Annotated in this window: 10 protein-coding genes; 3 read left to right on the plus strand and 7 right to left on the minus strand. The window is 71.5% G+C overall.

The annotated features are described in order from the left end of the window. Together RI578_RS33865 and RI578_RS33870 are read right to left on the minus strand one after the other, a co-directional pair. Positions 1-867 carry an acyl-CoA thioesterase II gene (locus RI578_RS33865; RefSeq protein ID WP_310874612.1) on the minus strand — a complete coding sequence of 289 codons (867 nt, stop codon included), beginning with the start codon at positions 865-867 and terminating at the stop codon, positions 1-3. A 19-nt stretch (positions 868-886) separates the two neighbouring features. Beyond that, complete coding sequence (locus RI578_RS33870; protein WP_310874613.1) at positions 887-3,400, minus strand: DUF3516 domain-containing protein; 2,514 nt, start codon at positions 3,398-3,400, stop codon at positions 887-889. Between the two features lie 145 nt (positions 3,401-3,545). Between RI578_RS33870 and RI578_RS33875 the strand changes: the two genes are divergently transcribed. Next, on the plus strand, positions 3,546-4,340 hold the full coding sequence (locus tag RI578_RS33875) for a metal-dependent hydrolase (RefSeq protein WP_310874614.1): 795 nt from the start codon (positions 3,546-3,548) through the stop codon (positions 4,338-4,340). Between the two features lie 23 nt (positions 4,341-4,363). Here RI578_RS33875 and RI578_RS33880 read toward each other — a convergent pair whose 3' ends face one another. The 4 genes from RI578_RS33880 to RI578_RS33895 all read right to left on the minus strand — a co-directional run bounded on the left by RI578_RS33880 (position 4,364) and on the right by RI578_RS33895 (position 9,267). Next, a complete protein-coding gene (locus RI578_RS33880; protein ID WP_310874615.1) occupies positions 4,364-4,636 on the minus strand; it encodes a type B 50S ribosomal protein L31 in 273 nt (90 codons plus the stop codon). A gap of 63 nt (positions 4,637-4,699) precedes the next feature. Next, a complete protein-coding gene (locus tag RI578_RS33885; protein ID WP_310874616.1) occupies positions 4,700-5,170 on the minus strand; it encodes a DUF5709 domain-containing protein in 471 nt (156 codons plus the stop codon). A gap of 438 nt (positions 5,171-5,608) precedes the next feature. After that, positions 5,609-7,390: an ABC transporter ATP-binding protein gene (locus RI578_RS33890; RefSeq protein ID WP_310874617.1), complete on the minus strand. Its 1,782-nt coding sequence runs from the start codon at positions 7,388-7,390 to the stop codon at positions 5,609-5,611. Then, the gene (locus RI578_RS33895) at positions 7,387-9,267 is read right to left on the minus strand and encodes an ABC transporter ATP-binding protein (RefSeq protein WP_310874618.1); all 1,881 of its coding nucleotides are present in this window, start codon (positions 9,265-9,267) and stop codon (positions 7,387-7,389) included. Before RI578_RS33895 ends, RI578_RS33890 begins: the two co-directional genes overlap by 4 nt. Before the next feature lie 182 nt (positions 9,268-9,449). On the opposite strand from RI578_RS33895, the gene RI578_RS33900 reads away from it, so the two are divergent. Then, positions 9,450-10,214: a hypothetical protein gene (locus tag RI578_RS33900; RefSeq protein WP_310874619.1), complete on the plus strand. Its 765-nt coding sequence runs from the start codon at positions 9,450-9,452 to the stop codon at positions 10,212-10,214. Positions 10,215-10,231: 17 nt separating this feature from the next. Here the strand turns inward: RI578_RS33900 and RI578_RS33905 are convergent, their stop codons facing one another. Then, positions 10,232-10,693 carry a MarR family transcriptional regulator gene (locus tag RI578_RS33905; RefSeq protein ID WP_310874620.1) on the minus strand — a complete coding sequence of 154 codons (462 nt, stop codon included), beginning with the start codon at positions 10,691-10,693 and terminating at the stop codon, positions 10,232-10,234. A 139-nt stretch (positions 10,694-10,832) separates the two neighbouring features. On the opposite strand from RI578_RS33905, the gene RI578_RS33910 reads away from it, so the two are divergent. Further along, positions 10,833-12,635 carry an ABC transporter ATP-binding protein gene (locus RI578_RS33910; RefSeq protein ID WP_310874621.1) on the plus strand — a complete coding sequence of 601 codons (1,803 nt, stop codon included), beginning with the start codon at positions 10,833-10,835 and terminating at the stop codon, positions 12,633-12,635. Positions 12,636-12,649: the final 14 nt, after the last annotated feature.

The following is a 12,649-nucleotide window of genomic DNA, read 5'->3' on the forward strand; positions in this document are numbered from 1 at the left end:
CTACAGGGCCCGGAACAGCCCTTCCTGGACGACGGACACCAGCATGCGCCCCTCCGCGTCATAGATCCGCCCCCGCGCCAGGCCCCGTCCACCGGTCGCGATCGGCGACTCCTGGTCGTACAGGAACCACTCGTCCGTGCGGAACGGGCGGTGGAACCACATGGCGTGGTCCAGCGACGCCATGTCGAAGCCCCGCGGGCCCCACAGCGGCTCGACCGGAATGCGCACCGCGTCCAGGAGGGTCATGTCACTGGCGTAGGTCAGGGCGCAGGTGTGCACGAGCGGGTCGTCGCCGAGCGGGCCCACCGCGCGCATCCACACCGCGCTGCGGGGCTCGGCGCCCTCGACCTCCTCGGCGCTCCAGCGCAGCCGGTCCACATAGCGGATGTCGAAGGGCTGGCGGCGGGCCATCCGCTCGAACTGCTCCGGCAGCGCGCCCAGGTGCTCCCGCACCTCGTCGGTGACCGTCGGCAGGGACTCGGGATCCGGGACCTTGCGGGCCGGAGGCAACTGATGCTCGAAACTCCCCTGCTCAGGCTTGTGAAAGGAGGCGGTGAGCGTGAAGATCGTGCGGCCCTGCTGCACGGCGGTGACCCGGCGGGTCGTGAACGACCGCCCGTCCCGGTCCCGTTCGACCTGGTACACGATCGGCACCCCCGGGCGTCCCGGGCGCAGGAAGTACGCGTGCAGCGAGTGCACCGGGCGGTCGCCCTCGGTGGTGCGGCCCGCGGCGACCAGCGCCTGGCCGGCCACCTGGCCGCCGAAGACCCGCTGCAGCGACTCCTCGGGGCTGCGGCCACGGAAGATGTTGACCTCGATCTGCTCCAGGTCGAGCAGGGCGACGAGGCTCTCGGCCGGATTCGTCATGGGTGGGATTCTCCTGTGCTCACAGTTGGCCGACATCGGTGACGCGGACGACCGCCCGGCCCTCCGTGTCGGAGGCCGTGAGGTCGACCTCCGCGCTGATGCCCCAGTCGTGGTCGTCGTTCGGGTCGTCGAAGATCTGGCGTACGCGCCACAGGCCGTTCTGCGGCTCCTCCTCGATCACCAGCAGCTTGGGGCCGCGGGCGTCGGGGCCGGTGCCGAGGTCCTCGTACTCGTCCCAGTACTTGTCCATGGCCTCGCCCCACGCGTCGGCGTCCCAGCCGGCGTCGGCGTCCATCTCGCCCAGCGCGTCGACCTGGTCGAGGGCGGCGAGCTCGACGCGGCGGAACATGGCGTTGCGGACCAGGACACGGAAGGCGCGCGCGTTGGCGGTGACGGGCCGCACCTGGTCGGCCTTCTCCTGCGCCTCCTCGGCGGTCATCTCCGCCGGGTTGGCGAGCTGCTCCCACTCGTCCAGCAGGCTGGAGTCGACCTGGCGCACCATCTCACCGAGCCACTCGATCAGATCCTGCAGGTCGTCGGACTTCAGGTCGTCCGGGACGGTGTGGTCGAGGGCCTTGTAGGCGCTCGCCAGGTAGCGCAGCACGATGCCCTCGGTGCGGGCCAGTTCGTAGTGGGAGACCAGCTCCGTGAAGGTCAGCGCCCGCTCGTACATGTCCCGGATGACCGACTTCGGGGACAGCGGATGGTCACCGACCCACGGGTGGCTGGTGCGGTACGTGTCGTAGGCGTGGAAGAGCAGCTCCTCCAGGGGCTTCGGGTACGTGATGTCCTGGAGGCGCTCCATGCGCTCCTCGTACTCGACGCCGTCCGCCTTCATCGCGGCCACGGCCTCACCGCGCGCCTTGTTCTGCTGGGCGGCGAGGATCTGCCGCGGGTCGTCCAGGGTGGACTCCACGACCGACACCATGTCCAGCGCGTACGACGGCGACTCCGGGTCCAGCAGCTCGAAGGCGGCCAGGGCGAACGTGGACAGCGGCTGGTTCAGCGCGAAGTCCTGCTGCAGGTCCACCGTGAGACGCACGATGCGGCCCTCGGCGTCGGGCTGGTCGAGCTTCTCGACGATGCCGCCGCCCAGCAGCGAGCGGTAGATGGCGATCGCCCGCCGGATGTGCCGGAGCTGCTGCTTGCGCGGCTCGTGGTTGTCCTCCAGCAGGTGCCGCATCGCCTTGAAGGCGTCGCCGGGCCGGGCGATCACCGACAGCAGCATGGTGTGCGTGACCCGGAAACGGGACGACAGCGGCTCCGGCTCGGAGGTGATGAGCTTGTCGAACGTGCTCTCCGACCAGGCCACGAAGCCCTCGGGCGCCTTCTTGCGGACGACCTTGCGCCGCTTCTTCGGGTCGTCGCCTGCCTTGGCGAGCGCCTTCTCGTTCTCGACGACGTGCTCGGGCGCCTGGGCGACGACGAAACCCTCCGTGTCGAACCCCGCACGCCCGGCCCGGCCGGCGATCTGGTGGAACTCCCGGGCCCGCAGCGTGCGCACCCGCGTGCCGTCGTACTTGGTCAGCGCCGTGAACAGCACGGTCCGGATGGGGACGTTGACGCCCACGCCGAGCGTGTCCGTTCCGCAGATCACCTTCAGCAGGCCGGCCTGCGCGAGCTTCTCCACCAGCCGCCGGTACTTGGGCAGCATGCCGGCGTGGTGGACACCGATGCCGTGCCGGACGTAGCGGGAGAGATTGCGGCCGAACTTCGTGGTGAAGCGGAAGTTGCCGATCAGCTCGGCGATCCGCTCCTTCTCCTCCCGTGTGCACATGTTGATGCTCATCAGCGCCTGCGCCCGCTCCACGGCCTGCGCCTGCGTGAAGTGCACGATGTAGACGGGGGCCTGCCGGGCCGCAAGCAGATCGGTGAGCGTCTCAGTGAGCGGCGTGTAGCGGAACTCGTAGGAGAGCGGTACAGGCCGGGTCGCCGAGCGGACCACCGCTGTGGGGCGGCCGGTGCGGCGCGCGAGGTCCTTCTCGAAGAAGGAGACGTCACCGAGCGTGGCCGACATCAGGACGAACTGGGCCTGCGGCAGTTCCAGCAGGGGAATCTGCCACGCCCAGCCGCGGTCCGGTTCCGCGTAGAAGTGGAACTCGTCCATGACGACCTGGCCGATGTCCGCGTGCTTGCCGTCACGCAGCGCGATCGACGCCAGGACCTCGGCGGTGCAGCAGATGACGGGGGCGTCGGAGTTCACCGAGGCGTCGCCGGTCAGCATGCCGACGTTCTCGGTACCGAAGATCTTGCACAGCTCGAAGAACTTCTCCGACACCAGCGCCTTGATCGGAGCCGTGTAGAAGGTGACCTCGTCCCGGGCCAGAGCGGCGAAGTGGGCGCCCGCCGCGATCATGCTCTTGCCGGAGCCGGTGGGCGTCGACACGATCACGTTCGCGCCGGAGACCGCCTCGATCAGCGCCTCCTCCTGATGAGGGTAGAGCGTGAGACCGCGCTCCTGGGCCCACGCCTCGAAGGCTTCGTACAGGGCATCGGGGTCGGCGGTCCGCGGCAGCTGATCGATGAGGGTCACGCACCCATCTTGCCTGGCCTCGGCCGTGATGGGGGAATCGGCTGTTCGCGTGAAGATCACGAACGCTACGCTGGGTCGCCGACGAGGCATCAGCGGACCCGGACAACTGCACAGCGGCACACGAGGAATGGGGCGGGCAACGGCGATGATGGGACCAGCGCACTCACTGTCGGGCGCCGCGGCGTGGCTCGGCGTAGGGGCGGCGACCGCCGCAGCGGGGCACTCGATGCCCTGGCCGGTGCTGCTGGCCGGAGCCCTGATCTGTGCCGGAGCCGCGCTCGCCCCGGATCTCGACCACAAGGCGGCCACCATCTCCCGGGCCTTCGGACCGATCTCGCGGGGGCTGTGCGAAATCGTCGACAAGTTGTCGTACGCCGTCTACAAGGCCACGAAAAAACAGGGCGACCCGCGCCGCTCCGGCGGGCACCGCACGCTGACGCACACCTGGCTGTGGGCGGTCCTGATCGGCGGGGGCACTTCCGTCCTGGCCATCACGGGTGGCCGCTGGGCGGTCCTGGCGATCCTCTTCGTGCACATGGTGCTCGCGATCGAGGGCCTGCTCTGGCGGGCGACCCGCGGCTCCAGCAGCGACGTACTGGTGTGGCTGCTGGCCGGGACCAGCGCGTGGATCCTCGCCGGGATACTGGACAAGCCGGACGGGGGCGCGGACTGGCTGTTCACCGCACCGGGCCAGGAGTACCTGTGGCTGGGGCTGCCTATCGTGCTCGGTGCGCTGGTGCACGACATCGGGGACGCGCTGACCGTCTCGGGCTGCCCCATACTCTGGCCGATACCCGTGGGCCGCAAGCGCTGGTACCCCATCGGTCCGCCGAAGGCCATGCGATTCCGGGCCGGCAGCTGGGTGGAGCTGAAGGTGCTGATGCCGGCGTTCATGCTGCTCGGAGGAGTGGGCGGCGCGGCGGCACTCAACTTCATCTGAGGGCCGAGGGAGGTCCGGCCCGCTCAGCCGGTCCCGTCCGCACCCTGCCCCTCGCCCTGGCCGTAGCGCCGCTCGAAGCGGGCGACACGCCCTTCCGAGTCCACCGTCCGCGCCTTGCCCGTGTAGAAGGGGTGGCTCTCCGAGGAGATCTCCACGTCCACCACCGGGTAGGTCTCGCCGTCGTCCCACGCGATGGTCTGGTCGCTGGTCGCGGTGGACCGGGTGAGGAAGGCGTACCCGGCGCCGCGGTCGCGGAAGACGACGGGCCGGTAGTCGGGATGCTTGTCCTGCTGCATGGCTGCTCCTCATACGGCGCGGAACATCGGGGCGACGGCACGCGAACGCCGTCGTGGGTGGCGTCAGCCGGGCAGGGAGTCCTCGTCGACGACGTGCATCGCGGCCTCCTCGGCGGAGGCGGCCGCGCCGTCGATGCCCACGTCCATGGCGACCAGCGCCGGCTCCTCGTCCTCGTGCGCCCCCTCGTCGGGTGCCACGAGCCGGCCGGAACGGTCCGCGCCGACCTCGTTGTCCAGCAGTTCCCCGTCGGTGCCCTCGGAGTCGCCCAGTCCGTCGCCGTCGGGTGCGAGCACATCCGGCCGTTCCTCGGCGAGCCGCTGCTCCAGCGTCTCGCCATGGTGCCGTTCGGCGGCCGTCACACCCGTGTGCTCCACCGCCCAGGGTCGCTCGGGCGGGGACCAGCCCCGGTCAAGCGGATCAGTGACACCGTCGTACTCGAGGGTGTCCTCGCCGTCGAGCAGACCGGTGTCCTCCCGCTGCTCGGATCCGTCGGGCTGGTAGACGTCATCTCCCCATCCGTCGGCGCTGTTCACGGGTACCTCCAGGGGGTGGGGACGGGCCCCTTCTCGCCGTGGACCGCGGCGGGCCGCCGCTGCACGGGGCACAGGCGTCACCCGTCTCGGAACCGCACGGTTCCCGGGCTTACCCCGAGCCGGTGCCTCCTCCCAGACTTCCACTCCCGTTCGGGACCGCGCAACGGCACGGCCGTCGACCGGCGCCCCACGGCGCCCTCGACCCACCGGGCCGACCGGAGGCCCGCTCCGGTCGACCGGCGGGAGCAACCGTGCCGGACCCCGGCCGGACCGGACCGCCCCCCGGCCGGATGCGACGGACCTCCGGCCGGGTGGGACGGACCTCCGGCCGGGTGGGACGGACCCCGGGCCGGGTGCGACCGACCCCCGGCCGGGCCCGACCGGCCCCAGGTCTGCTCCGTCCGGGTACCGGCCGGGTGCCACCGGGGGTCCGCGGGATCACCCGTGCCACGACCGCCACAGCGCCGCGTAGGCGCCGTCCGCCGCGACGAGCTCGTCGTGGCTTCCCAGCTCGCTGATCCGGCCCTTCTCGACGACGGCGATGACATCCGCGTCGTGGGCGGTGTGCAGGCGGTGGGCGATCGCGACCACCGTGCGGCCGTCCAGGACCCTGGCCAGGGACCGTTCGAGGTGGCGTGCGGCCCGCGGGTCGAGCAGGGACGTCGCCTCGTCCAGCACCAGGGTGTGCGGGTCGGCCAGCACCAGACGGGCCAGCGCGATCTGCTGGGCCTGGGCGGGGGTGAGCGCGAAGCCGCCCGAGCCGACCTCGGTGTCCAGGCCCTCGTCGAGAGCGCGGGACCAGTCGTCCGCGTCGACCGCGCCCAGCGCCGCCCACAGCTCGGCGTCGGTGGCGCCGGTCCGGGCGAGGCGGAGGTTGTCGCGCAGGGAGCCCACGAAGACGTGGTGCTCCTGGTTGACGAGGGCGACGTGCGAGCGGACCCGTTCGGCGGACATCCGGGACAGCTCCGCGCCGCCCAGGGTGATCCGGCCGTCGCGGGGACCGTAGATGCCGGCCAGCAGCCTGCCCAGGGTGGACTTGCCGGCACCGGAGGGGCCGACCAGGGCGAGCCTCGTGCCGGGGGCGACCTCCAGCGTCACCTTGCGCAGGACGTCCACGCCCTCGACGTACCCGAAGTGCACGCGGTCGGCGTGCACGTGCCGTCCGTCGGGAGCCAGCGAAGGGTCACCGGCGTCCGGCTCGATGTCCCGCACACCCACCAGCCGGGCCAGGGACACCTGCGCCACCTGGAGCTCGTCGTACCAGCGCAGGATGATGCCGACCGGGTCGACGAGCATCTGCGCGATCAGCGCCGCGGTGGTCAGCTGACCGACCCCGATCCAGCCCTGCAGGACGAACACACCGCCGATCAGCAGAACGGAGGCGAGCACGGTCACATGGGTGACGTTGATGACCGGGAAGAGCACCGACCGCAGCCAGAGCGTGTAGCGCTCCCAGGCCGTCCACTCCTTGACCCGGCGCTCCGACAACTCGATGCGACGGGCGTCCAGGCGGTGCGACTCGACGGTGCGCCCGGCGTCCACGGTCTCGGCGAGCGCGGCGGCCACGGCGGCGTACCCGGCGGCCTCCGAGCGGTAGGCGGAGGGCGCCCGCCGGAAGTACCAGCGGCAGCCGATCACCAGCAGCGGCACCGCGATGAGCACCGCGGGCGCCAGCGGCGGAGCCGTGACCACGAGCCCGCCGAGCAGCAGCACCACCCACACCACGCCGATCGCCAGCTGGGGCACGGCCTCGCGCATGGCGTTGGCGAGCCGGTCGATGTCGGTCGTGATCCGGGAGAGCAGGTCGCCCGTGCCGGCCCGTTCCAGCACGCCGGGCGGCAGCCCGACCGACCGCACGAGGAAGTCCTCGCGCAGATCGGCCAGCATCCGCTCGCCGAGCATGGCCCCGCGCAGCCGCACCTCCCGCACGAACACGGCCTGGACGGCGAGTGCGAGCACGAACACCGTGGCCGTGAGGCCGAGGTGCAGCTCGCGCGCGTCGTCCGAGACCCGTTCCACGAGCCCGCCCAGCAGGTAGGGGCCCGCCATCGAGGCGATCACGGCGACGGTGTTGACGCTGACGAGGAAGAGGAACGCACGGCGGTGCCGGCGCAGCAGTTCTCCCGCGTACGCGCGTACGGTCGCGGGCGCGCCGACGGGCAGGGTGCTCGCCGTCGTCGGGGCCGCCGGGTCGTACGACGGTGGCGCGACGCCGATCATGCCGTCTCCTCGATCTCTTCCAGTCGGTGCAGTACGTCGTCGTCGCCGAGGACGTCGTCGTCCAGGGCCTTGCCCAGGGTCTTGGCCGGCTGGTCCCCGGCCGGCGTCCCGTCCCCGTGCGTGGTCGCCCCGTGCGTCGCGGTCTCCCCGTCGGTCTCGCGGGTCACCACCGCCCGGTACCGGGGCTCGGTGTGCAGCAGTTCCCGGTGCGCGCCGACCGCCGCCACCTCGCCGTCGTGCAGGAACACGATCCGGTCCGCGCGGTCCAGCAGCAGCGGGGACGAGGTGAACACCACCGTGGTGCGTCCGGCGCGCAGGGTACGCACCCCCTGTGCGATCCGTGCCTCGGTGTGCGAGTCCACGGCGGAGGTCGGTTCGTCGAGGACGAGTGCCTCCGGGTCGGTGATCAGGGACCGGGCCAGCGCCAGCCGTTGGCGCTGGCCGCCCGACAGAGAGCGGCCCCGCTCGGTGATGCGGGCGTCCATCGGGTCGTCGGCGCCGAGTGATCCCTGTGCGAGTGCCGCCAGTACGTCGTCGCACTGGGCGGCGGCCAGCGCGTCCTCGGCGCCGACCGCACCGGAAGCGGGCACGTCGAGCAGCTCACGCAGGGTGCCGGAGAGCAGCACCGGGTCCTTGTCCTGGACCAGGACGGCGGTGCGCGCGGATTTCAGCGGCAGTTCGTCGAGCGGCACCCCGCCCAGCAGGGCCGACGTGCCCTCCTCCGACGGGTGCCCACCGAGCCGTTCCGCCAGGCGCCCGGCCTCGTCGGGGTCGCCGCACACCACGGCGGTGAACCGGCCCGCCGGGGCGAGGAGACCGGTGGTGGGGTCGTACAGGTCCCCGGTCGGGACCTCGGGGGCGCGCGACCCCGCGGTGTCGGTGGCCCGTTCCAGCGCGAGCACCCGTGCGGCCCGCTTGGCCGAGGGCCGGGAGAAGGAGTACGCCATGGCGATCTCCTCGAAGTGCCTGAGCGGATAGGTGAGGATCATGACGGAGCTGTAGACCGTGACGAGTTCACCGACGCCGATGCGGCCCTCGCGGGCCAGGTGGACGCCGTGCCACACCACCGCGATCAGCAGCAGTCCGGGCAGCATTACCTGGATCGCGGAGATCAGGGACCACATGCGGGCGCTGCGCACGGCAGCGTGGCGCACCTCCTGGGAGGCGCTGCGGTAGCGGTCGAGGAAGAGTTCCTCGCCGCCGATACCGCGGAGCACACGCAGCCCCGCGACGGTGTCCGAGGCCAGTTCGGTGGCGCGGCCCGCCTTCTCGCGCTGGACGTCGGCCCGCCGGGTGGCCCGGGGCAGCAGGGGCAGTACCGCGAGGGCGAGCACCGGCAGACCCAGGATCACGACGACGCCGAGCGCCGGCTCGTAGACGACCAGGGCCACACAGACCAACACGATGGTCAGTGCCGCCGCGGTGAAGCGGGAGACGGCCTCCACGAACCAGCCGATCTTCTCGACGTCGCCGGTGGAGACGGCCACGACCTCGCCGGCCGCGACGCGCCGGGTCAGCGCCGAGCCCAGCAGCGCGGTCTTGCGGGCCAGCAACTGCTGGACGCGGGCCGCGGCGGTGATCCAGTTGGTGACGGCGGCGCGGTGCAGGAAGGTGTCGCCGATCGCGTTGCCGGCGCAGCACAGCACCATGACGCCGCCCGCGAGGGCGAGCCGGGTGCCGGAACGGTCGACGACGGCCTGGATGGCGAGACCGACGCAGAACGGCAGGGCGGAGACGGAGGCGAAGTGCAGCAGGCCCCAGGCCAGCGACTTGAGTTGTCCACCCAGCTGATTGCGGAACAGCCACCACAGGAATCGGGGCCCCGAGCGCGCGTCCGGCACGCCCGGGTCGGGAAACGGAAGGTCTTGGATCTGCATGGCGTCCCAGTGGCTCGTGTCAGGGGTGCCGTTGCAACACGGCATCGAGAGGCTGCAAACCGTGACAGGTTCGCGTCGCGGAGTGCCCAAAATCAAGCGCTTTTCCGCGGTGGGGTACGAATCCGGCTGCCGCCCGTCGCACCGCTCCGGTGCTGGACCGGTGCGAGTGCGACCATGGACCGATGCGGAGCGGTGGTGCACGGCGTACGACGGTCGCGGTGGTGGCCCTTGGATCCCTGATGACGACGCTGTCCGCGTGCGGTGGCCCCTCCGGGCGCGGCGCGGATGCCTCGGCGAGCGCTCCCGCCGACGACGGCGCGGGCCGAAGCAGTGCCGGCACGGCCGACCCGGCACGGATCCCCGGCGTCGGCGACCGGCTCCAGCGCCGCATCCCGGCGGACTCCCGTCAGGTCGTCGCGGTGTACGGCGACGGCAGCGACTCCGCCGATTCGACGGTGGTGTTGTACACGAAGCAGGGTTCCGCCTGGCACCGCGCCCGCAGTTGGGCGGCGCACAACGGTACGAAGGGGTGGACGACCGACCACCACGAGAACGACAAGCGCAGCCCCGTAGGCGTGTTCACACTCAGCGACGCGGGCGGTGTCCTTCCGGACCCGGACCCGGATCCGGCCCCCGGCACCGGCCTGCCGTACACCCGGTCCGCCGCCTTCGCCGCACCGAGGTGGTGGGACAAGTCGTACTGGCACGACTTCGACTACGTCATCGCCATCGACTACAACCGGGTCAAGGGCACCCCGCCGAACGATCCGACGCGACCCGAGGGCGCGTCCAAGGGCGGTGGGATCTGGCTGCATATGGACCACGGCAGCGGGACTTCGGCCTGCGTCAGCCTGCCCGCGCCGGCGATGGAGTACCTGCTGCGCACGCTGGACCCGGACCGGCACCCGGTGGCGGTCATGGGGGACAGGGCGCACCTGAAGGCCTGAGAGGGCGCGACTCCCGGTCACTCCGTCCGACGGCCGGGCCCGGGACAGGGCCCGTCGATCAGCGTGTCCAACAGCCCGCCGAGCACCGCGCGCTGCTCGTCCGTCAGCGGGGCGAGGATCTCCTCCGCCGCGGACCGGCGGGCGCCGTGCAGTTCCCCCAGAGCCGTACGCCCGTTCGCGGTGAGCTCGATCCGGATCACCCGGCGATTGGCCGGGTCCGGGACCCGGCGCACCTTCCCGGCCGCCTCCAGCCCGTCGACCAGCGTCGTCACCGCCCGGGGCACGACCTCCAGGCGCTCGGCCAGATCGGCCATGCGGGGCGGCGAGCCGTAGTGCGCCAGGGTGCGCAGCAGCCGGGACTGGGCCGGTGTGATGCCGAGGTCGCGGTGCTCGAGATGGCGCTTCTGGATGCGGTGCACCCGGCGGGTGAGCCGCAGCAACTGCTCGGCGAGCAGGCCGTCGGAATCGGGGGCGGTCATACGGGAACGATATCAGGACGACGTTCATTGTGAGTATAGGTAACAATGAGCTACGATCCGAAAGGTCGCCGGCGCTCTGCGAAGGTTGCCATCCGCAGTCGTCGTCGGCCTCCCTCCCGGCCCACCCCCGTAGGAGCCCATGCATCCCGACCACGAAACCGCCTGCACCGCACCCGCCGACGCGGAGGGACAACCGCGGCAGGTGCGTCGCATCCTCAGACTCTTCCGGCCCTACCGCGGCCGCCTCGCGATCGTCGGACTGCTCGTCGGTGCCGCGTCGCTCGTCTCGGTCGCCACCCCCTTCCTGCTCAAGGAGATCCTCGACGTCGCGATCCCCGAGGGGCGCACGGGCCTGCTGAGCCTGCTCGCCCTCGGCATGATCCTCGGCGCCGTCCTCACCAGCGTCTTCGGCGTGCTGCAGACGCTGATCTCCACCACCGTCGGCCAGCGCGTCATGCACGACCTGCGCACCGCCGTCTACGGCCGCCTCCAGCGGATGTCCCTCGCCTTCTTCACCCGCACCCGCACCGGCGAGGTCCAGTCCCGCATCGCCAACGACATCGGCGGCATGCAGGCCACCGTCACCTCCACGGCGACCTCCCTGGTCTCCAACCTCACCAGCGTGGTCGCCACGATCGTCGCGATGGTCGTCCTCGACTGGCGCCTGACCGTCGTCTCGCTGCTCCTGCTCCCCGTCTTCGTGTGGATCAGCCGCCGCGTCGGCAGGGAGCGCAGGAAGATCACCACCCAACGGCAGAAGCAGATGGCCGCGATGGCCGCCACGGTCACCGAGTCGCTCTCCGTCAGCGGCATCCTGCTCGGCCGCACCATGGGCCGCTCCGACTCGCTCACCCGCGCCTTCTCCGACGAGTCCGAGAGCCTGGTCGACCTCGAAGTGAAGTCGAACATGGCGGGCCGCTGGCGGATGGCCGTCATCACGATCGTCATGGCGGCCATGCCGGCCGTCATCTACTGGACCGCGGGCGTCGCACTGCAACTCGGCGGCCCGGACGTCTCCCTCGGCACGATCGTCGCCTTCGTCTCGCTCCAGCAGGGACTGTTCCGCCCGGCCGTGAGCCTGCTGTCGACCGGCGTCCAGATCCAGGCGTCGCTCGCGCTCTTCCAGCGCATCTTCGAGTACCTCGACCTGCCGATCGACATCACCGAGCGGGACGGCGCCGTCCACCTCGACCACGTCAAGGGCGAGGTCCGCTTCGAGAACGTCGAGTTCCGCTACGACGGCAAGAGCGGACCGATCCTCGACGGCATCGACATCACCGTCCCCGCCGGCAGCAGCCTCGCCGTCGTCGGCCCGACCGGCGCCGGCAAGTCCACGCTGGGTCACCTGGTGCCGAGGCTGTACGACGTGACGGACGGCCGGGTCACCCTCGACGGGGTCGACGTGCGCGACCTCGACTTCGACACCCTCGCCCGTGCCGTCGGAGTCGTCTCCCAGGAGACGTACCTCTTCCACGCCTCGGTCGCCGAGAACCTGCGCTTCGCCAAGCCGGACGCCACCGACGCGGAACTGGAGGCGGCGGCGCGGGCGGCCCAGATCCACGAGCACATCAACGCACTGCCCGACGGCTACGACACGGTGGTCGGCGAGCGCGGACACCGTTTCTCCGGCGGCGAGAAGCAGCGCCTGGCCATCGCCCGCACCATTCTGCGCGATCCGCCCGTCCTCGTCCTGGACGAGGCGACCAGTGCGCTGGACACCCGTACCGAGGCCGCCGTGCAGGACGCCATCGACGCCCTGTCCGCCAACCGCACCACGATCACCATCGCACACCGCCTGTCCACCGTCCGGGACGCCGACCGGATCGTGGTCCTCGACTCCGGGCGCCTGGCCGAACAGGGCAGACACGAGGAGTTGCTGGAGCGGGACGGGCGCTATGCGGCCCTGGTCCGCCGGGACGCCCGACTGGAACCGACAAGATGACGATATGCCGGGTT

Source organism: Streptomyces sp. BB1-1-1 (assembly GCF_031597775.1).
In the GTDB taxonomy this organism is placed as follows: Bacteria; Actinomycetota; Actinomycetes; order Streptomycetales; family Streptomycetaceae; genus Streptomyces; species Streptomyces thinghirensis.